General features: G+C 65.6%; 20 protein-coding genes. 16 read left to right on the forward strand and 4 right to left on the reverse strand.

Going from position 1 to position 25381, the window contains the following annotated elements; all coding sequences use genetic code 11:
- The first annotated feature begins 75 nt into the window (after positions 1-75).
- The 7 genes from AB4Z32_RS19495 (at position 76) to ahpF (ending at position 11401) form a co-directional block, all read left to right on the forward strand.
- Positions 76-2610 (forward strand): excinuclease ABC subunit A, encoded by a 2535-nt coding sequence (locus AB4Z32_RS19495; protein WP_442123520.1) that lies wholly within the window; start codon positions 76-78, stop codon positions 2608-2610.
- Between the two features lie 123 nt (positions 2611-2733).
- Entirely contained in the window at positions 2734-6201 is a 3468-nt protein-coding gene (locus tag AB4Z32_RS19500; RefSeq protein WP_442123521.1) for a response regulator, read from the forward strand.
- The gene (locus tag AB4Z32_RS19505; protein ID WP_442123522.1) at positions 6174-7013 is read left to right on the forward strand and encodes a CheR family methyltransferase; all 840 of its coding nucleotides are present in this window, start codon (positions 6174-6176) and stop codon (positions 7011-7013) included. The genes AB4Z32_RS19500 and AB4Z32_RS19505 overlap by 28 nt, the downstream gene beginning before the upstream one ends.
- On the forward strand, positions 7013-7621 hold the full coding sequence (locus AB4Z32_RS19510; RefSeq protein WP_442123523.1) for a chemotaxis protein CheB: 609 nt from the start codon (positions 7013-7015) through the stop codon (positions 7619-7621). Before AB4Z32_RS19505 ends, AB4Z32_RS19510 begins: the two co-directional genes overlap by 1 nt.
- Complete coding sequence (locus AB4Z32_RS19515; protein ID WP_442123524.1) at positions 7618-8832, forward strand: hybrid sensor histidine kinase/response regulator; 1215 nt, start codon at positions 7618-7620, stop codon at positions 8830-8832. The genes AB4Z32_RS19510 and AB4Z32_RS19515 overlap by 4 nt, the downstream gene beginning before the upstream one ends.
- Positions 8833-8975: 143 nt before the next feature.
- Positions 8976-9539, forward strand: a complete 564-nt coding sequence (ahpC, locus tag AB4Z32_RS19520) for an alkyl hydroperoxide reductase subunit C (protein ID WP_442123525.1) — start codon at positions 8976-8978, stop codon at positions 9537-9539.
- Between the two features lie 278 nt (positions 9540-9817).
- On the forward strand, positions 9818-11401 hold the full coding sequence (ahpF, locus tag AB4Z32_RS19525) for an alkyl hydroperoxide reductase subunit F (protein WP_442123526.1): 1584 nt from the start codon (positions 9818-9820) through the stop codon (positions 11399-11401).
- 33 nt (positions 11402-11434) lie between these two features.
- Here ahpF and AB4Z32_RS19530 read toward each other — a convergent pair whose 3' ends face one another.
- A complete protein-coding gene (locus tag AB4Z32_RS19530) occupies positions 11435-11575 on the reverse strand; it encodes a hypothetical protein (protein WP_442123527.1) in 141 nt (46 codons plus the stop codon).
- Positions 11576-11693: 118 nt separating this feature from the next.
- Between AB4Z32_RS19530 and AB4Z32_RS19535 the strand changes: the two genes are divergently transcribed.
- The 7 genes from AB4Z32_RS19535 (at position 11694) to AB4Z32_RS19565 (ending at position 21237) form a co-directional block, all read left to right on the forward strand.
- Positions 11694-12026, forward strand: coding sequence for a DUF805 domain-containing protein (locus tag AB4Z32_RS19535; protein ID WP_442123528.1), 333 nt, complete (start codon positions 11694-11696; stop codon positions 12024-12026).
- Positions 12027-12470: 444 nt separating this feature from the next.
- Positions 12471-14186 (forward strand): RecQ family ATP-dependent DNA helicase, encoded by a 1716-nt coding sequence (locus AB4Z32_RS19540; RefSeq protein WP_442123529.1) that lies wholly within the window; start codon positions 12471-12473, stop codon positions 14184-14186.
- A 16-nt stretch (positions 14187-14202) separates the two neighbouring features.
- Entirely contained in the window at positions 14203-15270 is a 1068-nt protein-coding gene (locus AB4Z32_RS19545; protein ID WP_442123530.1) for a ligase-associated DNA damage response exonuclease, read from the forward strand.
- The gene (locus tag AB4Z32_RS19550; RefSeq protein ID WP_442123531.1) at positions 15263-16894 is read left to right on the forward strand and encodes an ATP-dependent DNA ligase; all 1632 of its coding nucleotides are present in this window, start codon (positions 15263-15265) and stop codon (positions 16892-16894) included. Before AB4Z32_RS19545 ends, AB4Z32_RS19550 begins: the two co-directional genes overlap by 8 nt.
- Entirely contained in the window at positions 16891-19386 is a 2496-nt protein-coding gene (locus tag AB4Z32_RS19555) for a ligase-associated DNA damage response DEXH box helicase (RefSeq protein ID WP_442123532.1), read from the forward strand. Before AB4Z32_RS19550 ends, AB4Z32_RS19555 begins: the two co-directional genes overlap by 4 nt.
- Positions 19383-20051, forward strand: coding sequence for a ligase-associated DNA damage response endonuclease PdeM (pdeM, locus tag AB4Z32_RS19560; protein ID WP_442123533.1), 669 nt, complete (start codon positions 19383-19385; stop codon positions 20049-20051). The genes AB4Z32_RS19555 and pdeM overlap by 4 nt, the downstream gene beginning before the upstream one ends.
- Positions 20052-20118: 67 nt before the next feature.
- Complete coding sequence (locus AB4Z32_RS19565; RefSeq protein ID WP_442123534.1) at positions 20119-21237, forward strand: glycine zipper 2TM domain-containing protein; 1119 nt, start codon at positions 20119-20121, stop codon at positions 21235-21237.
- Between the two features lie 72 nt (positions 21238-21309).
- Here the strand turns inward: AB4Z32_RS19565 and AB4Z32_RS19570 are convergent, their stop codons facing one another.
- The 3 genes from AB4Z32_RS19570 to AB4Z32_RS19580 all read right to left on the reverse strand — a co-directional run bounded on the left by AB4Z32_RS19570 (position 21310) and on the right by AB4Z32_RS19580 (position 23683).
- Positions 21310-22104 carry a Crp/Fnr family transcriptional regulator gene (locus AB4Z32_RS19570; protein ID WP_442123542.1) on the reverse strand — a complete coding sequence of 265 codons (795 nt, stop codon included), beginning with the start codon at positions 22102-22104 and terminating at the stop codon, positions 21310-21312.
- Between the two features lie 364 nt (positions 22105-22468).
- The gene (locus AB4Z32_RS19575) at positions 22469-23113 is read right to left on the reverse strand and encodes a response regulator (RefSeq protein WP_442123535.1); all 645 of its coding nucleotides are present in this window, start codon (positions 23111-23113) and stop codon (positions 22469-22471) included.
- Between the two features lie 105 nt (positions 23114-23218).
- The gene (locus AB4Z32_RS19580; RefSeq protein WP_442123536.1) at positions 23219-23683 is read right to left on the reverse strand and encodes a universal stress protein; all 465 of its coding nucleotides are present in this window, start codon (positions 23681-23683) and stop codon (positions 23219-23221) included.
- Between the two features lie 364 nt (positions 23684-24047).
- Between AB4Z32_RS19580 and AB4Z32_RS19585 the strand changes: the two genes are divergently transcribed.
- Together AB4Z32_RS19585 and AB4Z32_RS19590 are read left to right on the forward strand one after the other, a co-directional pair.
- The gene (locus AB4Z32_RS19585) at positions 24048-24932 is read left to right on the forward strand and encodes a protein phosphatase CheZ (RefSeq protein WP_442123537.1); all 885 of its coding nucleotides are present in this window, start codon (positions 24048-24050) and stop codon (positions 24930-24932) included.
- Positions 24932-25381: Hpt domain-containing protein (locus AB4Z32_RS19590; RefSeq protein ID WP_442123538.1), on the forward strand; the 450-nt coding region annotated here is incomplete at its 3' end. The genes AB4Z32_RS19585 and AB4Z32_RS19590, both read left to right, overlap by 1 nt.

Consider the following 25381-nt stretch of genomic DNA (forward strand, 5'->3'; position numbering starts at 1 on the left):
CTGAACGGGGACGGCAGGGAGTACTGCGTGCGGCAGCGCACCGCCAGCGAGGCCGGAGTAGGCTTCAATAGGCGCATGAAGGCATCCGACAACCCATTGGCCCGATCCAACCACGGTTTCGTGCGCGTGCGCGGCGCGCGAGAGCACAATCTCAAGAACGTCAACGTGGACCTGCCGCGCGATGCGCTGGTCGTGTTCACCGGCGTCTCCGGTTCCGGCAAGTCCTCGCTGGCCTTCGGCACGCTGTACGCGGAGGCGCAGCGGCGCTACCTGGAATCGGTGTCGCCCTATGCGCGCCGGCTGTTCCACCAGATGCCGGTGCCGGAAGTCGACGAGATCGACGGCTTGCCGCCGGCCGTGGCCCTGCAGCAGCAGCGCGGCACGCCCACCGCGCGCTCCTCGGTCGGCAGCGTCAGCACCTTGTCGAATTCCCTGCGCATGCTGTACTCGCGCGCCGGCGACTATCCGCCCGGCCAGCCGCTGCTGTACGCCGAATCCTTCTCGCCCAATACCGCCGAAGGCGCCTGCCCGCAGTGCTCGGGCCTGGGCCGCGTCTACGAAGCCACCGAGCAGTCGATGGTGCCCGACGATAGCCTCACCATCCGCGAGCGGGCGGTGGCCGCGTGGCCACCGGCCTGGCATGGCCAGAACCTGCGCGACATCCTCGTCACCATGGGCTACGACGTCGACACGCCCTGGCGCGAACTGCCGAAGAAGGACCGCGACTGGATCCTGTTCACCGACGAGACCCCGACCGTCCCGGTGTATGCCGGCCTGACGCCGGACGAGACGAAGCGGGCCCTGAAGCGCAAGGAAACGCCCAGCTACCAGGGCACCTTCAGCGGCGCGCGCCGCTACGTGCTGCAGACCTTCGCCAACACCGAAAGCGCGGCGATGAAGAAGCGCGTCGCGCGCTACATGGTCAGTACCGAGTGTCCGCTGTGCCGGGGCCGCCGCCTGCGCCGGGAAGCCCTGTCCGTCACCTTCGCCGGCCTCGACATCACGGAAATGTCGCGCCTGCCCCTGGAGCGGCTGGCGCAGCTGATGAAGCCCTTCGCCAGGGGCGAGGTGCCGCCCGATACCGCCGCCGCCAGACACCCGGAACAGCTGATCGTCACCAGGCGCATCGCCGCCGACCTGTGCGCGCGGCTCGGCGTGCTGCTCGACCTGGGGCTCGGCTACCTGGCGCTGGAGCGCAGCACGCCGACCCTGTCTCCCGGCGAGCTGCAGCGCCTGCGGCTGGCGACCCAGGTTCGTTCCAGCCTGTTCGGTGTGGTGTATGTGCTGGACGAGCCCTCGGCCGGCCTGCATCCGGCCGATACCGAGGCCTTGCTGGCGGCGCTGGCCCAGCTGAAGGCGGCCGGGAATTCGCTGTTCGTGGTCGAGCACGCGCTGGACGTGATCCGACGCGCCGACTGGATCGTCGACGTCGGTCCGCAGGCGGGCGAGGGCGGCGGCCAGATTCTGTATAGCGGGCCGCCCGATGGACTCAAGAAAGTCGATGGCTCGCATACGCGGCGCTACCTGTTCGACGACGTGCGGCCCGAGCCGCGCACTTTGCGCGAGCCCAGCGGCTGGCTGAAGCTGGAAGGCGTCACCCGCAACAACCTCCATGAGCTGAAGGTCGAGTTCCCGCTGGGCGTGATGAGCTGCGTGACCGGCGTCTCCGGCTCCGGCAAGTCGAGCCTGGTGAGCCAGGTGCTGGTCGACCTGGTGACCGCGGCGCTGGGCCAGGGCGCGCCGGACGAGGAGGCGGAGCAGGAGCCCGGCCTGGAACAGGAGCCGCGGATCGCAACGGAAGGCCGCATCGCCGCCGGCATGGAGGGGATAAAACGCCTGGTGCGGGTCGACCAGAAGCCGATCGGCCGCACGCCGCGCTCGAACCTGGCCACCTATACCGGCCTGTTCGACCAGGTGCGCAAGCTGTTCGCGGCGACGCCGGCGGCAAAAAAGCGCCGCTACGATGCCGGCCGCTTTTCCTTCAACGTCGCCAAGGGCCGCTGCGAACATTGCGCGGGCGAGGGCTTCGTGATGGTCGAGCTGCTGTTCCTGCCCAGCGTGTACGCGCCATGCCCGACCTGCAAGGGCGCGCGCTACAACGCCGACACCCTGAAGATCACTTACAAGGAAAAGAACATCGCCGACGTGCTGCACATGACGGTGGACGAGGCCCACGCCTTCTTCAAAGACCAGGAAGCGGTGGCGCGGCCGCTGCAGGTGCTGCGCGAAGTCGGGCTCGGCTACCTGCGCCTGGGGCAGAGCGCCACCGAGCTGTCCGGCGGCGAAGCCCAGCGGATCAAGCTGGCGACGGAACTGCAGCGCGCCACCCGCGGCGGCGCCCTGTACGTGCTGGACGAGCCGACCACCGGCCTGCACCCGCTCGACACCGACCGCCTGGTGGCGCAGCTGAACCGCCTGGTCGACGCCGGCAATACCGTCATCATGGTCGAGCACACCATGCGGGTGGCAGCCGCCTGCGACTGGGTGATCGACATCGGTCCGGGCGCGGGCGAGGCCGGCGGCACGGTGGTGGCATCCGGTCCGCCGGCGCGGATCGCGGCCAGCAGGCGCAGCAGAACTGCACCGTATCTGGCTGAATATTTACGATAAAAGCCCGGGATCTTCTGCTAATTTCTGCTCGGCAATGCAAGAAGAGCCAGTCAACAGAACACGCGGGATTTTGCAATTGCGTTACACTTAGGATATTTTTTTCCTAAGAGTACACATATAAGCATGACCGGATCGAGTATCGATAGCAGCCAGTTCCGCCGCATCCTGTCGCGCAATGTCGCCATGCCGCTGGGCATGGGGGTGTTGAGCGCACTGGTCTTCGTCGGCATCATCGCTTACCTCATCAATGTGCTCACCTGGGTCGAGCATTCCGAGCGCGTGATCGGCAAGGCCAACGAGGTCAGCCGCATGTCGGCCGACATGGAATCCGGCATGCGCGGCTACCTGTTGTCCGGCGACGACGACTTCATGGCGCCCTATCTGCAGGCCAAGCCGAGGATCGACGCCGAACTCACTTCGCTGGCCGGCATGGTGGAGGACAATCCCAATCAGCTCGATCGGGTCCGGCGCATCCGCGCCGCACAGCAGGAGTGGCAGCGGTATGCCGAAGAAGTGATTGCCCGCCGCACCAAGAACGACGACGTGATCGCGCTGGTCAAGAGCGGCCGCGGCAAGCTGCTGACCGACGAGGTGCGCACCCAGTTCGGCGCATTCATCGCCAACGAGGAGCGTCTGCTGCAGGAGAGAAATACCTCTTCGCGCAGCGTGATCGGCTGGTCGGTCGGCGCCTTCCTGCTGTTCAGCCTGTCGGTGGCCGGCCTGCTGGCCCTGTTCGGCCGCCGTGAGTTGATGAGCCTGTCAAACTCCTATGGCGAGATCCTGTCGCACGAGGCCGAGCACAATGCCCAGCTGCGCCACCAGGACTGGCTGCGTGGCGGCCAGACCGAACTCGCCGGCAAGACCGCAAACATGCATGAGCTGGAGCCGCTGGCCACCGCCGTGCTGAATTTCGTGACGCCCTACCTCGGCGGCGTAGTGGCCGCGATGTACGCGCGCAGCGACGAAGGCACCCTGACCCGCATCGGGACCTACGGTTTCGCCCACCAGGACGGCCATGCCAAGGTAATCGGGTCCAGGGAATCGTTGGCCGCCCAGGCCGCCAACGAGAACCGCATCCTGACCCTGCGCGAACTGCCGCCCGACTATATCAAGGTGGGTTCGGGACTGGGCGAAACCGCGCCGCGCGAACTGCTGATCGCGCCGATCTCGAACCACGGCAAGATCAAGGGCGTGATCGAGATCGGCTTCCTGCACGCGGTACGCGAGCGCGATACCGAGTTCATGGAGCTGATCGGCCCGGCCGTCGGCGCCTCGGTCGCCTCCGTCGTCTACCGCCATCGCCTGCAGGTGGCGCTGGAAGAGCAGCAGGCCATGAACGAGGAACTGCAGGTGCAGCAGGAAGAGCTGCGCACCGCCAACGAGGAGCTGGAAGAGCAGTCGCGCGCCCTCGAGGAATCGCAGACGGCGCTGGAAAACCAGCAGGCCGAGCTGGAGCAGACCAACGAGCAGCTGGCCGAGCAGGCCGCCAACCTTGACCTCAAGAACGCAGCCCTGACCACGGTCCAGGAACAGTTGCGCGATCGCGCCCTGGAGCTGGAGCGCGCCAGCCGCTATAAATCCGAGTTCCTGGCGAATATGTCGCACGAACTGAGGACGCCGCTCAACAGTTCGCTGATCCTGGCAAAGCTGCTGGCGGACAATGCCGGCGGCAACCTGAACGAGGAGCAGGTGCGCTTTGCCCAGACCATCTATTCGGCCGGCAACGACCTGCTGAACCTGATCAACGACATCCTCGACATCTCCAAAGTCGAGGCCGGCAAGCTGGAGCTGGTGCCGGAAGAGCTGCCGCTGCGCCGCGTGATCGAGGGCCTGGCGCGCACCTTCGAGCCGCTGGCTCACCAGAAGAACCTGGAGTTCTCGCTCACCGTCGAGCCGGGCGTGCCGGTGGCCATCCACACCGACCGCCAGCGCCTGGAGCAGATCCTGAAGAACCTGCTGTCGAACGCGGTCAAGTTCACCGATGCCGGCCGCGTCAGCCTGACGGTCAGCGCGAATGCCGAGGGCTGGGTGCAGTTCGAAGTGCAGGATTCCGGTATCGGCATCGCGCCCGAGCAGCAGGACAAGATCTTCGACGCCTTCCACCAGGCCGACGGCTCGACCGCGCGCAAGTACGGCGGCACCGGCCTGGGCCTGTCGATCTCGCGCGACCTCACCAGCCTGCTGGGCGRCACGCTCACGGTCGCCAGCACGACGGGCGAGGGCAGCACCTTCACCCTGAGCCTGCCGCGCAACGGCGCCGTCGCCGCGACCCCGCCGGCGCCCCAGCTGGTCCATGCGGCCAAGCCGGTGCGCGCACAGGCGCCGGTGCCGGCCGTGGCCGAAGCCGAACCCGCCGTCCCGGCCGGTCCGCGCTTCGACGACGACCGCGCCGAAGCGCCGTCGGGCCGCCGCACCGCGCTGGTGATCGAGGATGAGCCGGAATTCGCGCGCATCCTCTACGGCCTGGCCCACGACATGGACTTCCGCTGCCTGGTCGCGCTGACCGCGCAGGAGGGCCTGGAACTGGCGGCCGGCGAGAACCCGGACGCCATCCTGCTCGACATGCGCCTGCCGGACCGTTCCGGCCTGTCGGTGCTGCAGCAACTGAAGGACAATCCGGCCACCCGCCACATCCCGGTGCACGTGGTGTCGAGCATGGAGAACGGCGGCGAAGCCCTGCACCTGGGCGCGATCGGCTACGCCCTGAAGCCGACCACCCGCGAGCAGCTGGAGGAGGTGTTCCGCAAGCTGAAGGACAAGTCCTCGCAAAAGGTCAAGCGGGTGCTGCTGGTCGAGGACGACGAGCGCCAGCGCGACAGCGTGGTCCGGCTGATCTCCGATAACGACGTCGAGATCGCGGCTGTCGGCTCGGGCGAGGAAGCGCTGACCCTGTTGCGCACGCAGATTTTCGACTGCATGATCATCGACCTGAAGCTGCCCGACATGCAGGGCAACGAGTTGCTGCAACGCATGTCGCTGGAAGAGCTGTGTTCCTTCCCGCCGGTCATCGTGTACACCGGACGCAACCTGACCCGCGAGGAGGAAGCGGAGCTGTTGAAATACTCGCGCTCGATTATCATCAAGGGTGCACGTTCGCCGGAACGCCTGCTCGACGAGGTGACGCTGTTCCTGCACAAGGTGGAGTCGCAGCTGTCGTCCGAACGCCAGACCATGCTCAAGAACGTACGCGGGCGCGACCGGGTGTTCGAAGGCCGGACCATCCTGCTGGTGGATGACGACGTTCGCAACGTATTCGCATTGACCAGCGCGCTGGAGCAGCGCGGCGCGCATGTGGAGGTGGGCCGCAATGGCTTCGAAGCCATTGCTAAGCTGAATGAAGTGGACGCGATCGACCTGGTGCTGATGGATGTCATGATGCCCGGCATGGACGGTCTGGAAGCGACGCGCAGGATCCGCCAGGACGCGCGTTTCACGCGCCTGCCGATCATCGCGATCACGGCCAAGGCGATGAAGGATGACCAGGAACAATGCCTGGCCGCGGGCGCCAACGACTACCTCGCCAAGCCGATCGACCTGACCCGGCTGTACTCGCTACTGCGGGTATGGATGCCTACCCTGGAGCGGATTTGAGTATCGACATCGAACTGCGGATGCTGGTCGAAGCTGTCTATCTCAAGTACAACTACGACTTCCGCGACTATACCGGCGCTTCGCAGAAGCGCCGCGTGCAGGCCGCCATGCGCGCCATGGACTGCGACACCGTGTCCGCGCTGCAGGCCAGGGTGATGCACGAGCCGGCCGCCTTTGCCCAGCTGCTGCAATTCCTGACCATTCCGGTCACGGAAATGTTCCGCGATCCCGAGTACTTCCTGGCGCTGCGCCAGCAGGTCGTGCCGCACCTGGAGACCTATCCCTCGCTGAAGATCTGGGTGGCCGGCTGCAGTACCGGCGAAGAGGTGTATTCGCTGGCCATCCTGCTGAAGGAAGAGGGACTGCTGGAGCGCAGCCTGATCTACGCGACCGACATCAATCCGGAATCGCTGGAAGCGGCGCGGCGCGGCGTGATGCCGCTTGAGCGCATGCGCCTGTACACCGAGAATTACCAGAAGGCGGGCGGCACCCGTGCCTTCTCGGACTATTACACGGCGGCCTATGGCGGCGCGCTGTTCGAGCGTTCGCTGGTGGAGAACGTCACCTTTGCCGACCACAGCCTCGCCACCGACAGCGTGTTCGCCGAGACCCATTTCATCAGCTGCCGCAACGTGATGATCTACTTTAACCGCCGCCTGCAGAACCGGGTGCTGGGCCTGTTCCACGAATCGCTGGTGCACCGCGGTTTCCTCGGCCTGGGCAGCAAGGAGAGCATCGACTTCTCCAGCTACGCCCAGCGCTTCGAACCGCTGGCCAGGCGCGAGCGGGTATTCCGCAAGGTGGGGCCGTGATGGACACCGCCGACCTGCACGCCGCGCTCGCCGGCCGCCGCATCGAAGCGGTGGTGATCGGCGCCTCGGCCGGCGGGGTCGAGGCGCTCGGCACGCTGCTGCCCACGCTGCCGGCCGGCTACCGCCTGCCGGTGGTGTGCATCCTGCACCTGCCGGCCGACCGGGAGAGCCGGCTGCCCGAGCTGTTCGGCGAACGCTTGCCGCTGCCGGTCAGGGAAGCCGCCGACAAGCAGGCGATCGAGCCCGGCACCGTCTACTTTGCCGGTGCGGGCTACCATCTGTCGGTGGAGCGGGATTTCACTTTCTCGCTGAGCTGCGAGCCGCCCGTGCATTTTGCTCGCCCGGCCATCGATGTGCTGATGGAATCGAGCGCCGACGCCTACGGCCCCGGCCTGGTGGGCATCCTGCTCACCGGCGCCAACCAGGACGGCGCCGCCGGCATGGCCGCCATCCATGCCAGCGGCGGCCTGACCGTCGTGCAAGATCCCGATGACGCCCAGGTGGCCACGATGCCGCAAAGCGCCATCGACCGTTTTTCCCCGCACCTGATCCTGCCCCTGGCGCGCATCGGGGCGTTGCTGCCCATGTTGGAGACTGAATTGCCATGAGCGCACAAGACCCAAGCAAATTGCTGATCGTCGACGATCTGCCGGAAAACCTGCGTGCCCTGGACGCCCTGATCCGCGACGACAAGCGCCAGGTGTTCCAGGCAAGCTCCGGCGAGGAAGCGCTGACCTTGATGCTCGAGCACGAATTCGCGCTCGCCATCCTCGACGTGCAGATGCCGGGCATGGACGGCTTCGAGCTGGCCGAGCTGATGCGCGGCACCGAACGCACCCGCAACATCCCGATCGTGTTCGTCTCGGCCGCCGGACGCGAGCTGAACTATGCCTTCAAGGGCTACGAGCAGGGCGCCGTCGACTTCCTCTACAAGCCGCTCGACCCGGACGCGGTGCGCAGCAAGGTCAACGTCTTCGTCACGCTCGACCAGCAGCGCCGCGAGATGCGCCGCCAGATGGAGGCGCTGGAACGCAGCCGGGGCGAACAGGAAACCCTGCTGCGCGAGCTGAACAAGACCCAGGAAGAGCTGCAGCGCTCGCTGCGCATGCGCGACGACTTCATGTCGCTGGTGGCCCACGAGCTGCGGACCCCGCTCAACACCCTGTTCCTGGAAACCCAGATGCGCAGCCTGCAGCTCAAGCGCGGCAATATGCCGGCTTTCGACCCCGAGCAGATGGCGAACATGATCAAGCGCGACGAACGCCAGATCAAGGCCATGATCCGCCTGATCGACGACATGCTGGACGTCTCGCGCATGAAGAGCGGCACGCTGTCGATCAGGCCGGGCAAGGTCGAACTGATGGGCTTGCTGGAGCGGGTCGTCAACGACCTGTCCCTGCAGGCGACCGCGGCGAACACGACCCTGCAACTGTCCGTGCACGCACCCGTGGAAGGCTGGTGGGACGAGTTCCGCATCGAACAGGTGATCGTCAACCTGCTGACCAATGCCCTGCGTTACGGCGGCGGCGGCACGGTCGAGGTCGACGTTCAGGAAGTCGGCTGCAATGTGCGCATCGACGTGCGCGACCACGGCAAGGGCATCGCCCCCGACTACCTCGACCGTATCTTCGAACCCTACGAGCGCGGCGCCAGGAGCGGCGAGCCGAAGGGTCTCGGCCTGGGCCTCTACATCTCGCGCCAGCTGGCTGCGTCGCATGGCGGCGAACTGACCGTGCAGAGTACGCCGGGGCAGGGCGCGACCTTCAGTCTGCTGTTGCCTTGTACCGAGGCGGCGATGCCGGTGGTGGCTTCCGCCTGAATCGCTCGACGCGGCACCCCGTGCCCATGCACCGTGATAGCTAAAATCAATTGATGAAATCCGTTCAATTAATTTCACATTCACCGGCGTGCGCGGTATAGTGCGTACCTAACGTTTTTTTTAACCCCGAAAGAGGAGTTTTCATGTCCATCATCAACACCGAAATCAAACCGTTCAAGGCAACCGCTTTCCACGACGGCAAGTTCGTCGACCTGACCGAAGCCGATTTCAAGGGCACCTGGTCGGTCCTGATGTTCTACCCGGCTGACTTCACCTTCGTCTGCCCGACCGAACTGGAAGACCTGGCTGCTTTCCAGCCGGAATTCGCGAAGATGGGCGTCAAAGTCTACGGCGTGTCGACCGACAGCCACTTTGCCCACAAGGCATGGCACGACACCTCGGAAGCCATCAAGAAAGTGAACTACCCGCTGATCGGCGACCCGACCGGCACCCTGTCGCGTAACTTCGAAGTCATGATCGAAGAAGAAGGCATGGCCCTGCGCGGCACCTTCGTCATCAATCCGGAAGGCCAGATCAAGGTCATGGAAGTGCACGACAACGGCATCGGCCGCGACGCATCGGAACTGATGCGCAAGGTCAAGGCTGCCCAGTACGTCGCAGCGCACCCGGGCGAAGTCTGCCCGGCCAAGTGGACCGAAGGCGCCGAAACCCTGAAGCCGTCGCTGGACTTGGTCGGCAAGATCTAAGCCGAATGTGCGTGGGCACGGCGTGCCTACGCCGGCCGCGCCCACCCTGCGGGACAAGAAGTACAAGCAGTACCAGGCGCCGTCCGCGAGGGGCGGCCGGCGCCGACCCCTCCTCAGAGGCAGTCCATGACGATGGACCTGCCACGCAGTACTGACAGGCGATCCAACTAGTCGATCTGCCGGTCCAGATTCACTATTTAGATTACCGGATGCGCCCGCATGTGAATTCATATGTGTCCGCCATCGGCCTGAACACGACTGAAGAAAAGGAAATGACCATGAGCGTTCTCGACAATGACCTGAAAACCCAGCTCGGCGCCTACCTGCAACGCGTGCAGCAACCCTTCGAACTGGTCGCTTCGCTCGACGACAGCGAGACCTCGAAGCAGATGCTCGACCTGCTGCAGACCATCCAGGGCCTGCGCGCCGACAAGATCATCCTGCGCCTCGATGGCAACGACGCCCGCAAGCCGTCCTTCAGCCTGCAGCGCACCGGCAGTGACACGAGCCTGCGCTTCGCCGGCCTGCCGCTGGGCCACGAGTTCACCTCGCTGGTGCTGGCCCTGCTGTGGACCGGCGGCCATCCGCCGAAGGTCGAGCAGGACGTCATCGACACCATCAAGGCGCTCGACGGCGACTACGAATTCGACGTCTACATGTCGCTGAGCTGCCATAACTGCCCGGACGTGGTGCAGGCCCTGTCCCTGATGGCGATCCTGAACCCGCGCATCAAGACCACCGTCATCGAGGGCGGCGCCTTCCAGAAGGAAATCGAGGCGCGCCAGGTGATGGCGGTGCCGATGGTGTTCCTGAACGGCGAGATGTTCGGTTCCGGCCGCATGATGATCGAAGAGATCGTGGCCAAGCTGGACAAGGGCGCCGGCGAACGCGACGCCGCCAAGCTGAACGCCAAGGAACCGTACGACGTGCTGATCGTCGGCGGCGGCCCGGCCGGCTCGGCAGCAGCCGTGTACGCGGCCCGCAAAGGCATCCGCACCGGCATCGCCACCGGCCGCATGGGCGGCCAGGTGAACGACACGATGTCGATCGAGAACTACATCTCGGTGCTGGAAACCGACGGTCCGAAGTTTTCAAGCGCGCTGGAAGCCCAGGTCCGCCATTACGGCGTCGACATCATGACCCAGCAGGAAGCCGCGCAGCTGATCCCGCCGTCGGCCCCTGGTGAATTGGTCGAAGTCCGCTTCGCCAACGGCGGTTCGCTGAAGTCGAGCACCGTGATCCTGTCGACCGGTGCGCGCTGGAGGAACGTCAACGTGCCGGGCGAGCAGGAGTACAAGAACGCCGGCGTGAACTATTGCCCGCACTGCGACGGCCCGCTGTACAAAGGCAAGCGCGTGGCCGTGATCGGCGGCGGCAACTCGGGTGTGGAAGCGGCGATCGACCTGGCCGGCATCGTCCAGCACGTTACCCTGATCGAGTTCGCGAACCAGTTGAAAGCGGACGCGGTGCTGGTCAACAAGCTGAACAGCCTGCCGAACGTGACCGTCCACGTGAATGCCCAGACCACGGAGATCCTAGGGGACGGCAAGAAGGTGGGCGGCATCAGCTTCAAGGACCGCGTGTCGGGCGAAGACAAGCACGTGGAGCTGGAAGGCGTGTTCGTGCAGATCGGCCTGGTGCCGAATACCGAATGGCTGAAGGGCAGCGTGGAGCTGTCGCGCTTCGGCGAGATCGTGGTCGACGCCCACGGCCGCACCAATATCCCGGGTGTGTTTGCCGGCGGCGACGCCACCACCACACCGTTCAAGCAGATCGTGATCGCGGCCGGCGACGGCGCCAAGTGCGCACTGTCGGCTTTCGACTACCTGATCCGCATGCCGGTGGCAGTCGAAGCCGCGTAAGCAGCGCCGCGCAAGGCAGTATCGGCAGCGGTATCAGGCACGCACGCGGTCCGGGGTCGCGTGCGTGGCTTCCGGCAGGGCCCGCAGGCGGCGCGCCAGTTCGGTGCCGTCCATGTCGATCAGAGCGATGCACGCGCTGGGGTGCGCGATGCTCGCGATCCATTCAACGCGCACACAGCCTTTGACATTGGACGTGTCGTGAGAGTTCGCGAGATTTCTGGGCGGAAATTCCATGTAGGATAGACAGCGCCGGCGGCCATGGTGGCTGCCCTAGCCGCCAACCGGAGATGCCATGACCTTTCTCGAATCGATCCAGACCTGCTTCAGCAAATACGCCACCTTCGAAGGAACGGCGGCACGCTCCGAATACTGGTGGTTCGCGCTGTTCCTGTTCCTGGGTTCCTGCGTATGCGGGGTGTTCAGCGAGAAGCTGCAAATGGCATTCAATCTCCTGACCTTGCTGCCTTCACTCGCGGTCGGCGCCAGGCGCCTGCATGACACCGACCGCAGTGGCTGGTGGCAGCTGCTGGCCATCGTGCCGCTGATTGGCTGGATCGTGCTGATCGTGTTCTGGGTGCAGGAGTCGCGTCCGAATCGTTACGATTCGGCGAAGGCGTATGCCTGAACAGGCTGAAGGAGCAGGGACGTGGGAAAGCGCGCCGACCCGTGAGGACTCAGGGTAGCGTCGCCTGGGAACTGCAGATGCGGTAAGACTGCGGGGTCTGCAGCATCGCTCAGTGGAAGAACATGGGGGCCATGCCGTTCAGGGCATCGGTTTCCACCACCAGCCAGGTGGCGATGCTGATCAGTCCGACGTGGAGCGCGGTCCAGGTGGCGGGGAAGATGCGGATCATGATGAACCTCCAGGGTATGCCGGTTTGGGGAGAATATGCCTCCATCATAGGTCGGCTGCTGTCTAGCAACTATCGGCGGGCAATCCGCCGAGTTGTAGGAAAACACCTTGTCGCTCTGTCTGAGCTCGTGTCGAAAGCTCTGGTGCGCCTCCTACGGTAACTGTAGGTTGCGTCCTATACCGGCCCAGTTCGGCCCATTTTAAAGTTGGGTCATCATGACCCGACACGAACCCAAACTCCTGCACAAAGGCCTGCTTGCGGTGCGCCGCAACACCATCCGCCGGCTCCTGAATACCGTCTTCGGTATCGAACAGCTGCGCGACGGCCAGCAACGCGTGATCGACAGCGTCCTCGACGGCAAGGACACGCTGGCGATCATGCCTACCGGCAGCGGAAAATCGCTGTGCTACCAGATCCCCGCCCGCATCCTCGAAGGGATGACCATCGTCGTCTCCCCGCTTATCTCCCTGATGAAGGACCAGCTCGAAAAGTTGGACGAGATGGGCATCCGCGCGGTGCAGGTCAACAGCAGCCTGTCCGCGGAAGAGGAGCGCGTGGCGCTGGCCGCGATCCGCGAGAACCGCTGCGAGATCGTGTTCTGCACGCCCGAACGCCTGGTGATGACGGAGTTCGTCGAGGTGCTGAAGCACGTGAAGATCGCCCTGGTGGTGATCGACGAAGCCCACTGCATCTCGCAATGGGGTCACGACTTCCGTCCGGCTTACCTCGAGATGGCCGGCGCGATCGACGCCCTGGACCAGCCGCCGGTGCTGGCCCTGACCGCCACCGCCACCGAGGACGTGGTCGAGGATATCGGCCGCCAGCTCGGCCGCCCGCGCATGAAGGTCATCAATACCGGCATCTACCGCCCGAACCTGCACTACCGCGTGCTGCAGGTGACGAATCCGGACGAGAAGCTCTCGGCCGCCTTGCGCCTGGTCCGCGAGACCGAAGGCAAGGGCATCGTCTATGCCGCCACCGTGAAGATGGCCGAAGAGATGTACCACTTGCTGCAGGAGCAGGGCGAGTCCGCCACCATCTACCACGGCAAATTACCGTCCGCCGAGCGCAAGTCCAACCAGGACCTGTTCATGGACGACGAACGGCGCGTGATGGTGGCTACCAACGCCTTCGGCATGGGCATCGACAAGCCGGACACGCGCTTCGTCATCCACCTGCAGATTCCCGCCAACCTGGAAGCCTATTACCAGGAATCCGGACGCGCCGGGCGGGACGGCAAGGATGCCAAATGCACGCTGCTGTTCCTGCAGGACGACAAGCGGGTGCAGCAGTTCTTCCTGGTGAAGCACTACCCGACGGCCGACGAGATCCGCGCCGTCTACGAAGCCGTGCGCGAACTGGCGGACAACGAGACCGCGACCCCGGAGCGCGTCGACGACGTCGCCGGCGAGCTGGCCGGGCCGCACCTGAAGGTCTGCCTCAAGCTGCTGAAGGATGCGAAACTGCTGCGCCAGTCGCGCAAGCTGGCCTACAACGTGACCGCCCAGGCGCCGAAGGACAGCCTGTTCGCCGCCATGGCCGAGGTCTACCGCCAGAAGCAGGAGCGCGACAAGGAGGCGCTGGAGCAGATGGTCGGCTATGCCGTCAGCGGCTTCTGCCGCTGGAAGCTGCTGCTGGATTACTTCGGCGACGAGGTAGAAGGCTTCGAGAAGTGCTGCCGCTGCGACAACTGCCTGAACCCGCCGGCGGCCGTGCTCACGGAAGAGATCGAAATCCGCGACGACGAATTCGACCGCGAGCCGGAACCGGAGCCCGATCCCTCGTCCATCTTCGAAGCAGGCCTCCGCGTGAAGGTGCCGAAGTACGGGGAGGGTGTGGTGCTGGCCGCGGTTGGAGAGCAGGTGACGATCGAATTCCCGGACGGCGAACAGCGGTCTTTCGTGAAGGATTTCGTCGAACACATACACTAGCCCGAGAAAGGATCACATGACGGACATGGTCGTCGTAAGGAAGGAGGGCCTGTACTGCGTACCAGGCGATTTCTACATCGACCCCTGGCGGCCGGTGGACCGCGCCGTCATCACCCATGCACACGGCGACCATGCGCGCTGGGGGCACAAGCACTACCTGGCATCCGGCCAGAGCGTGAACATCCTGAAGTCGCGCCTGGACGCCGACATCGATATCGACGGCCTGGCCTACGGCGAACGCATCGTGCACAAGGGTGTGACGGTCTCGCTGCACCCAGCCGGCCACGTGCTGGGGTCCGCCCAGGTGCGCATGGAACACGAAGGCGAGGTCTGGGTCGCGTCCGGCGACTACAAGGTCGAACCAGATAAAACCTGCGTGTCGTTCGAAGCCGTGCGCTGCCATACCTTCATCACCGAATCCACCTTCGGCCTGCCGATCTACCGCTGGGACCCGCAGCAGGAAGTCTTCGACGAGATCAACCGCTGGTGGCGCCGCAACGCGGAGGAAGGCCGCACCAGCGTGCTGTACGCCTATGCCTTCGGCAAGGCCCAGCGCGTGCTGTCCGGCCTGGATACCTCGATCGGGCCCATCGTCTGCCATGGCGCGGTCGAGCCGCTGAACCGCGTCTACCGCGAGGGCGGCATTGCCTTGCCGGATACCCAGCTGGTCAGCGAGACCGGCAAGGAGGAGATGAAGCGCGCCCTGGTGCTGGCGCCGCCATCGGCCGCCGGCTCGACCTGGACCCGCCGCTTCGGCGACTATTCCGATGCCTTCGCCAGCGGCTGGATGCTGCTGCGCGGGGCGCGCCGGCGGCGCGGCGTCGACCGCGGCTTCGTGCTGTCCGACCATGCCGACTGGCCTGGTCTGTTGAGCGCCATCGAAGCCACCGGCGCGCAGCAGGTGGTGGTCACCCATGGCTCGATTCCGGTGATGGTGCGCTGGCTGTGCCAGATCGGGCTGGATGCGAAGGCCTTCGATACGGAGTTCGGTGACGATGAGGCGACCGACGTCGCGTCATCGAACGACGAAGCCAGCGGCTCGGCAGCGCCGGAGGAGGGCGAGAAGGAGACCAAGGATGCGTGAATTCGCCCGCCTCTACGCCGACCTCGACGAGACCACCGCCACCAACCGCAAGCTCGAGGCCCTGCAGGACTACTTCGAGCACGCCGCGCCCGAGAACGCCGCCTGGGCCGTCTACTTCCTGGCCGGCGGCAAGCCGCGCCAGGCGGTGCCGACCAAGGTGCTGCGCGAGGCGGCCATCGCCTACGCCGGCCTGGACGAGTGGCTGTTCGAGGAATGCCATGCGGCGGTCGGCGACACGGCCGAGACCATTGCCCACATCCTGCCGGCGCCGAAGCGCCATAGCGACGTCGGCCTGGCCGTGTGGATGGAAGAGCGCATCGGCCCGCTGCGCGGCGCCGACCCCGGCTTCATCCGCGAGAAGCTGTTCGAATACTGGGACGAGCTGACCTGGCGGGAGCGCTTCCTGTTCGTCAAATTGATCGGTGGCGGTTTCCGGGTCGGCGTATCGAAGCTGCTGGTGACGCGCGCCCTGGCCGCCATCGCCGCCGTCGACGCCAAGCTGATCGCCCAGCGCCTGATGGGCTGGACCGACGGCCGCGTGCGCCCGACCGCGACCGGTTTCCTGCAGCTGATCGCGGCCCAGTCCGAGGACGAGCACAAGCTGCGCGGCGGCCAGCCCTATCCCTTCTTCCTGGCGCACCAGTTGCAGGGCGAGCCGAGCGAACTGGGCGACATGGCCGATTGGCAGGTCGAGTGGAAGTACGACGGCATCCGCGCCCAGCTGGTGCGGCGCGGCGGCCAGAACTACCTGTGGTCGCGCGGCGAGGACCTGATTACCGAACGCTTCCCGGAGCTGGCCGCATTGGGCCTGCCGGATGGGACAGTGGTCGACGGCGAGGTGCTGATCTGGACCGGTGGCGACGCGCCGGCGCCGTTTGCCGACCTGCAGAAGCGCATCGGGCGCAAGACCTTGAGCAGCAAGTTGCTGGCGGAGCTGCCGGCGGTGCTGCTGGCCTACGATCTGCTGGAACTGGACGGTGTCGACCTGCGCAGCCTGCCCCAGCACGAGCGGCGCGCATTGCTGGAGACCCTGGTGACCGGCGTCGCCAAACCGCAGCTGCGCATCTCGCCGCTGGTGACGGCCGATACCTGGGACGACCTGGCCGGCCTGCGCGAAGAGTCGCGCGCCCGCGGCGTCGAAGGCATGATGCTGAAGGCGAGGAATGCCCGGTACGGCGTGGGCCGCACCAAGGACGTCGGTACGTGGTGGAAGTGGAAGATCGATCCCTATGCCGTCGACGCCGTGCTGATCTACGCCCAGCCGGGCAGCGGCCGCCGTGCATCCCTCTATACCGACTACACCTTCGCCGTGTGGGACGGGGAGGGCGAGCAGCGCCGGCTGGTGCCCTTCGCGAAAGCCTATTCCGGGCTGACCGATGCCGAGATCCGCCAGGTCGACGCCACCATCCGCCGCACCACGGTCGAGAAGTTCGGGCCGGTGCGTTCCGTCAAGCCGACCATGGTGTTCGAGCTGGGCTTCGAAGGCATCGCGCTGTCGCCGCGCCACAAGGCGGGCATCGCGGTGCGCTTCCCGCGCATCCTGCGCCGGCGGGACGACAAAGCGGTCGAAGAGGCGGATACCCTCGATACGCTCAAGGGGCTGCTGCAAGCAGCGTCGCCATGAGCAAGTCGCAGGCAGAGCAGGCCGTCGATGCCTGGTTCGCGGCGCGCGGCTGGAAGGTTTTCCCCTTCCAGCGCGCCGTATGGAAGGCCGCGCTGGCCGGCCAGTCCGGCCTGCTGCACGCGAACACGGGCGCCGGCAAGACCTATGCCGTGTGGTTCGCCGCCATGTTGCGCGGGGCGAAGCGCTCGCGCCGCGACCGCACTGGCCTGCGCGTATTGTGGATCACGCCGATGCGCGCGCTGGCGGCCGATACCCAGCGCTCGCTGGAAATCTCCGCCGCCGAGCTGGGCGCGGCCAGCCCGGAAGCGATCGGCGCCTGGACCCTGGGCGCGCGCACCGGCGACACCGGCTCCGCCGAGCGCGCGCGTCAATCGAAGAGCCTGCCCGGCGCCCTGATCACGACGCCGGAATCGCTGTCGCTGCTGCTCTCGCACGCGGCCGCGCGCGAGCAGTTCAAGCACCTCGACATGATCATCATCGACGAGTGGCACGAACTGATGGGCAGCAAGCGCGGGGTGCAGGTGCAGCTGGCGCTGGCGCGGCTGCGGCGATGGAATCCGGAACTGGTCGTGTGGGGCCTGTCGGCGACCATGGGCAACCTGCAGGAGGCGCGCCATGTGCTGCTGGGGACCGATGCGGACGAGGCGGCGGGGGTGCTCGTGGAGGGCGACCTGAAAAAACAGATCGTGGTCGACTGCCTGATCCCGGAAAACGTCTCGCGCTTTCCCTGGGGCGGCCACCTGGGCCTGCAAATGCTGCAGCCAGTGATTGACGAGATCGAGAAGCACGAGGCCACGCTGGTCTTCACCAACACCCGCTCGCAGTCCGAGGTGTGGTACCAGAACCTGATCGAGGCCCGTCCCGACTGGGCCGGCCTGGTGGCGCTGCACCACGGTTCGCTCGACCGCGAGGTCAGGGAATGGGTCGAGGGCGGCCTTAAACGCGGCGAGCTGAAGGCCGTGGTCTGCACCGCCAGCCTGGACCTGGGTGTGGACTTCCTGCCGGTCGAACGCGTGCTGCAGATCGGCAGCGCCAAGGGCATCGCACGGCTGCTGCAGCGGGCCGGGCGCAGCGGCCACGCGCCGGGGCGGATCTCGCGCGTCACCCTGGTGCCGACCAACAGCCTGGAGCTGCTGGAAGCGGCCGGTGCAAAGCGCGCCGTCGCCACCCGCCGCATCGAGGCCAGGCTGGTGCCCAACAAGCCCTTCGACGTGCTGGTGCAGCACCTGGTGACGGTGGCGCTGGGCGGCGGTTTCCGCTCCGACGAGCTGTACGAGGAAGTGACGAGCGCGTGGTCCTACCGCAAGCTCACGAAGGAAGAGTGGCAGTGGGCGCTGGACTTCGTCGCGCATGGCGGTGCGAGCCTGTCGGTGTATCCCGAGTATCGGCGCGTGCTGCCGGACGAGGAGGGCGTCTACCGGGTGCCCGACGCCACCATCGGCCGCCGCCACCGGATGAGCATCGGCACCATCGTCTCGGATGCGCAGATGCAGGTGAAGTACATGAGCGGCGGACGGATCGGCAGCGTCGAGGAATCCTTCATCGGACGCCTGAAGCCGGGTGACCACTTCCTGTTCAGCGGCCGCATCCTGGAACTGGTGCGGGTGCACGAGATGACGGCCTACGTGAAGCGCAGCACGAGCACGAAAGGTGCCATCAGCCGCTGGAACGGCACCAAGATGCCGCTCAGTTCCGAGCTGGCACACGCCGCGCTGGAAGAGCTGCGCCTGGCCGCCGGGGGCACTTACGAAGGCCCGGAGATGCGGGCGCTGCGGCCGCTGCTGGAAATCCAGCAACGCTGGTCGGCCCTGCCCAGCAGCGACGTGCTGGTGGTCGAGAGCATGAAAAGCAGGGAAGGATTCCACTTGTTCGTGTACGCCTTTGCCGGGCGCTCCGTGCACACGGGGCTGGCCTCGCTGCTGGCCTTCCGCGTCGGGCGCATGAGGCCGTCGACCTTCTCGGTGGCCGTCAACGACTACGGTTTCGAATTGCTGTCGCCGGAGCCGGTCGACTGGGCCGGCATGTTTGCGGCGGAGACCGGCGCGGGTGTCGGCCTGTTCGATACCGGCCGCCTGCTGGAAGACGTGCTGGAATCCCTGAACGCGACCCAGCTGTCGCAGCAGCGCTTCCGCGAAGTGGCGCGCATCGCCGGCCTGGTGTTCCAGGGTTATCCGGGTCAGCATAAATCGATGCGCCAGGTGCAGGCCTCGTCCTCGCTGTTCTTCGAAGTCTTCCGCAAGCACGACAGCGCCAACCTGCTGCTGACCCAGGCCGAGCGCGAGGTGCTCGAGCAGGAACTCGAGCTGACCCGCCTGCGCGACACACTGCTCGAACTGCACGCGCGCCGCATCGCTTTCCATGAAGTCAAACGCGCCACGCCATTCGGCTTCCCGCTGATGGTGGAGCGCTTTCGCGAAAAGGTCTCGACCGAGAAGCTGTCCGATCGCGTGGCGCGCATGGTGCGCGAACTGGAAAAGGCGGCCGCGGCATGAATGCGACGCCGATAGCGGGCGCGCTGGCGCTCGAGTTGAAAGGCGAGCAGCTGGTCCTGCTGGCCCAGAAGGCCGCGTTCTGGCCGCGCGAGCGCATGCTGATCATCGCCGACATCCACTTCGGCAAGGCTGCGGCATTCCGCTCCCTGGGCATCCCGGTGCCGCGCGGGACCACCAGCGAGAACCTGCATGCCCTCGACGAGCTGGTCGAACTGACCGGCGCCCGGCACGTGCTCTTCCTCGGCGACTTCCTGCATGCGCGCGCGGCCCACGCGGCCAGTACGCAGGCGGCGATGCTGGCCTGGCGCCGCCGCCGTTGCGAACTGGTGCTGACCCTGGTGCGGGGCAACCACGACAGGCATGCCGGCGATCCAGCCACCCAGCTCGGCATCGACCTCGTCGACGAACCTTATACCGTCGGGCCGTTCTCCTTCTGCCACCATCCCGACATCGATGCGCCCGGCTATGTGCTGGCCGGCCACGTGCATCCGGTGTATGTGCTGACGACGCGTTTCGATGCCCTGCGCCTGCCCTGTTTTATCGCCGGGCCGCGCCGCATGATTCTTCCTTCCTTTGGGGCATTTACCGGCGGGCATGCGATGCGTCCGGCGCCGGATGAGCGTGTCTGGGTCAGCTCAGGCGAGGCCGTGCACAGCGTTCGTTAGCGCACCGAGCCACTGTCGCGTGCGGCGTAAGCTGGCCATATTGATAATTTGCGCGCTGGAGGACATCATGGCAACAACCCGACAGACACTGGCCGCGGCAGTGGTTGCCGCGCTCCCTCTTTTCACGGCCGCGGTACCGGTTCCCGTGCAGGCCCAGGACCATCCGCGGGCCCGCGCGATGGAGCCGCGCATCGAAGGCTTCAACGTCAACGAGCTGCGCCGCATCGAGCCTGGCGCCGAGCTGAACTTCGAGGTCTACGGCACGCCGGGCGGCAGCGCCACCGTGCGCATCGACGGCGCCACCCGCAACCTGAACCTGACCGAAACCCGCCCCGGCACCTACCAGGGCACCTACACGATCGGCGTGCACGACCGCATCCGTCCGGACAGCTCGATCACCGCCAACCTGCGCGTGAACGGCATGGTCAGGACCCAGGCGCTGGCCGCGACCATCGTGCGCGTGCCGGACCGTGTGTCTCCCGGCGACCGCGAGATGGCGGCGGCCCCTGTGGTCCGCACCTTCGACGTGCGCGGCAGCGACGACCTCGGGCCCGGCAACGAGCTGAAGTTCACCGTGGTCGGCACCCCGGGCGCCAAGGTCGAGGTCCAGATCGCCGGCACCAAGGGCATCTTCACCCTGCCAGAAGTGCGTCCGGGCGAGTACGCCGGCCTGTACACGATCCGCCGCGGCGACAATATCGCGCCAGACGCATCCGTGACCGCGACCATCCGCGCCAACGGCCGCTACTCGACCGCGACCCTGGGCCAGCCGCTGCTGGCCGGCGGCCGCATCCGCGACGACCGCATGGACGACCGCCGCGAGGATCGCCGCTCCGGCGACAGCCAGCGCGTGGCGCGCTACTGCACCAATTGCGCGACGGTGGAATCGGTGAACGTGATCCAGGGCGAAGCCGGCGCGGCCGGCACCCTGGGCGGCGCCGCGGTCGGTGGCCTGCTGGGCAACCAGGTCGGCAGCGGCAGCGGACGCACGGCGGCGACGGTGGCCGGCGCGGTCGGCGGTGCGATCGCCGGACGGGCGGTCGAGCGCAATGCCCGCGCCCCGCGCTACGAGGTGGTGGTGCGCTACGAAAACGGCGCGACCCAGTCTATCCGCTACGATAACGACCCGGGCTTCCGCGCCGGCGAGCAGGTGCGTGTGACGGATGGCGTGCTGACGCGGGATTGATCGCACTCACGCCGGAAACGACAAAGCCGGCTCCGCGTGAGCCGGCTTTTTTTCGGCGGGATTGCCAGGGCTTCAGACCGCGGCCAGCACCTGGCCGTCGCCCGAGGATTCGGCGTCCGCCTTGTGCTTGGCATTCTGCTTGGCGCGCGAGCGCGAGGGCGGCAGGCGGCGCAGGGTCTTGAGCGCTTCCGGATCCTTGATGCCGATGGTGCGCTGGTCCACGGTGATCAGGCCGATCTCGTTGAAGGCCGACAGCGTACGGCTGACGGTTTCGAGGGTGAGGCCGAGATAGCTGCCGATCTCGTGGCGCGTCATGCGCAGGTTGAACAGTTTGCTCGAATAGCCCATCGCGGCAAAGCGTTCGGCCAGCGAGATCAGGAAGCGGGCCACCCGCGCTTCCGCCGACAGCGCGCCGAGCATGCCGATCATGGCCTGTTCGCGCACCAGTTCGCGGCTCATCACCCCGTACATCAGGTTCTCGAGCTCGGCATGTACTCTCCCCAGGGCCGTGAGTTTCTTGAACGGGACGAGGATCAGGTCGCAGTCCGACAGGGCGACCGCTTCCGACGCGTAATGGCGCGTGTGGATGCCGTCGACGCCGAGCATGTCGCCCTTCATGGGGAAGCTCAGCACTTGTTCGTTGCCGAATTCGTCGATCAGCACTGTTTTCAGGAAGCCGGAATTGACGATGTAGAGGGTGTCGAAGGCCTGGCCGATCGTGTGGACACGCTGGCCAGTCTTGAACTGTACGTGCTGGAACAGGAGTTCTTCTGAATTCATCGATACGGCGGCCGGGATATGGAGCAGGTCGCAGACCTCTTTCAGGTTGGACCACAGGCGACCCTGGCGTTGGCGCCCGGCCTCCATCTGTGATGAGTGCAGGGTCGATGGGGAGGGGTTGCGTTGTTCTGACATTGGCTGGGACTGCATACTCATCTCCAGGTTTATGAAACACTGTTTCAGGCGGCTCAATGCGGAGAATGGACCGCAAGCAAGTCGAAACGCTGGAAGTCAGTATGCCAACACGAGTTCGGCATTCATATCAGCAACGGCTGAATGTGTAGGTAGGAAGGGGAGTCAGTCTGTAGGAAATTTCTTACTGCCTGACTGCGGTTCCGAGTGGAGGAGGGGTAAAAAGGGCATGAGGAAGAGCACGTCTCATGCGCGCCACGCGGACGGTGACGGGCACCAATGGCGTGGCCAGTGGGTCAAAAAGTGGTTCAGTCGGCGCTCAGGCCCTCATGGGCGCCAGCAGGCGGTGCGCGACCGCGTACTGCACCATCTCGGACAGCGAGGTCATGCCCATCTTCTGCATGATCCGGGTCTTGTGGGTGCTGACCGTCTTCACGGACAGGTGCAGGTTGTTGGCGATCTCGGTGATCGACTTGCCGCCGACGAGCAGGGAAAACACCTCGAATTCGCGGTCCGAGAGCTGCTTGTGCAGCAGCTGCTCGTTCGGCGCCATGATGTTCAGCGCCAGCTGCTCGGCCACTTCGGTACTGATATAAGGGCGGCCCGAAGCGACCTTGCGGATCGCGCCGACCAGCTGGGTGCCGGCGCTTTCCTTGGTCAGGTAGCCCTGGGCGCCGGCGCGGATCGCGCGCACCGCATACTGTTCTTCCTCGTGCATGGTGAGGATCAGGATGGCCAGCTTGGGCGCCTCGCTGCGCACCTGGCGGATCAGGTCGACGCCGCTGCGTCCCGGCATCGACAGGTCCAGCAGCAACAGGTCGAAGCCGCCCTGGCGCACCAGCGACAGGACTTCGAAACCGTTGATGGCCTCGCCGACGATCTCGATATCGAGCGCGCCGTCGAGGATGCGCTTGAGGCCTTCGCGCATGATGGTATGGTCGTCAGCGATGACTATGCGGATCATGGGGCTTTCCTGTGAGTGCAATACGGATGCGGTTGCCACGCTACCACATTGCAAGATAACAAACAGTATTATTTTTGGAATAAGTCCATTCCTTGGGGAGATGGCTCAGGTGCCCGGCTCGCGGATCAGGCGGTGTACCAGTACCGGCTTGCTGGTCTGGGACAGAACCTTGTTTGTTACGCTGCCCAGCAGCAACTGGCCCCAGCCGCTGCGGCCGTGCGAACCCATGAAGATCAGGTCGCAGTGTTGTTGTTCTGCCACGTCGACGATCTTCAACGCGGCCGAGTCCGAGAACGCGGTCATGCAGGAGTGCTTCAGCCCGCAGGTATCGCACGAGCGCATGATCTTGCCCATGTATTCCTCGCCCATGCGCCGCATCTGCGCGATGTATTCCTCTTCGCTGGGGTAGGACGGCGGGATGATTTCGACATACACGGGGTACTGGTACTCGGGCGCGACGAACAGCGCCAGCACTTCGGCGCCCATCTGTTGCGCGAACTGTACGCCGGCGCAGGCGGTGTGCTGGGACACCGCGGAACCGTCGGTGGTGATCAGAATTTTCTGGTACATGGTGAGTCCTCCCTCACGTCACGTTACCTCTATATTGTAGTCCTCGTTTTCATCCTTAGCAGATGGTAAATGCTTGATCTTGCTCAGCGATATGTTCGCTTGCCTGCGCGAAAACAACGAATGTCACAAAAGGCCGTGCGATAAAAAAATACAACACTTGCTTTGTGAAAATATTCAGAAACTGGTGGAAATAATTGTCGCGGAACTAAGTTTACGATCCCAATCGACAACGGTCCCTGTTCCGAGATTTACCTACGGCAACCACACTGCTACACTCGTGCAATACCCCAGACCGTCAGTATCGACGGCAGCAAGCACAGTACAGATCATCGCGACATTTACACATTATGGAGAAGCAGGGACTATGACCGACGCCGCTGACGATTTCGACGCATTATTCGAGGAAGTGGCAGCGCAACGAGCCAGCGCGCCCGCTCCCGCACCGGCTCCGGCGCCCGAACCGGCCGCCGGCGGCGACAGTGGGGACGACGACGACCTCGAGGCCCTGTTCGACCAGGTCGCCTCGAGCTCCGCGCCGGCCGCCGCGCCCCCCGCGGCCGCCCCCGCAGCCCCCGCCGCAGCCGCCGCAAGCGCGGCGACCGGCCATGAAGGCGCCGACGACCCGGACGGCCAGGTGATGTACGCCCGTCTCGGCAGCATCGTGCGCATCATGCACGACTCGCTGCGCGAGCTCGGCTACGACAAGGCGCTCACCGAGGCTTCGTCCCAGATCGTCGACGCCCAGGACCGCCTGGAATATGTCGCGAGCCTGACCGAGCAGGCCGCCAACAAGGTGCTGAACACCCTGGACGACGGCATGCCGGCCCAGGACCAGCTGTCCAAGCAGGCCAAGGACATGGAAGGCCGCTGGGCCGACCTGTTCGCGGGCAAGCTGTCGATCGAGCAGTTCAAGGCGCTGGCCGGCGATTCGCGCGGCTTCGCCCAGGCGGTGTCGGAAGCCACCGAGGCCGAGAAGGCGCGCCTGCTCGAGATCATGATGGCGCAGGACTTCCAGGACATCACCGGCCAGCTGATCAAGAAGGTGGTCAAGATCACGCAGACCGTCGAGAACGAGCTGGCGCAGCTGCTGCGCGACAGCGCGCCGGCCGACGTCAAGGAAAAGCTGGCGCAGAAGCAGGCCGCCCAGGAACAGGAAAAGCCCGCGGAACTGATGCAGGGTCCGTCGGTGCCGTCCGCCGCGCTGGACCAGGATAGTGTCGATGATCTTCTTGCCGATCTGGGATTCTAATGGATGAGATGCTCAAGGATTTCGTCGTCGAGGCGCTGGATCTGTCGACCAACGTCGAAGAGCACCTGCTCCTCCTCGAACGCGATCCGGATAACAAGGAAACGCTGAACGCGGTGTTCCGTTCGTTCCACACCATCAAGGGTGGCGCGGGCTTCATGGGACTGCCCGCGCTGGTGACCGCCTGCCACCTGACCGAGAACCTGTTCGACGCGCTGCGCACCGGCGCCGCGCCGGTCACGCCGTCGGCCATCGAGGCGTCGCTGCAGGCATCGGGCTTCGTCGCCGACCAGCTCAACGACCTGAACAACGGCACGCCGCCGGAAAAGCTGGCCTCGATGCCGGCCGACCTCGAGCGCATGCTGAAGGATGCGATCGCCGGCATGGATGCGCCGAAGGCCGCGCCGGCGCCCGCCGCTGCGCCGGCGCCGGCCGCAGCCCCGGTGGTGGCC

Source organism: Massilia sp. 2TAF26 (genome assembly GCF_052115005.1).
GTDB lineage: Bacteria > Pseudomonadota > Gammaproteobacteria > Burkholderiales > Burkholderiaceae_D > Telluria.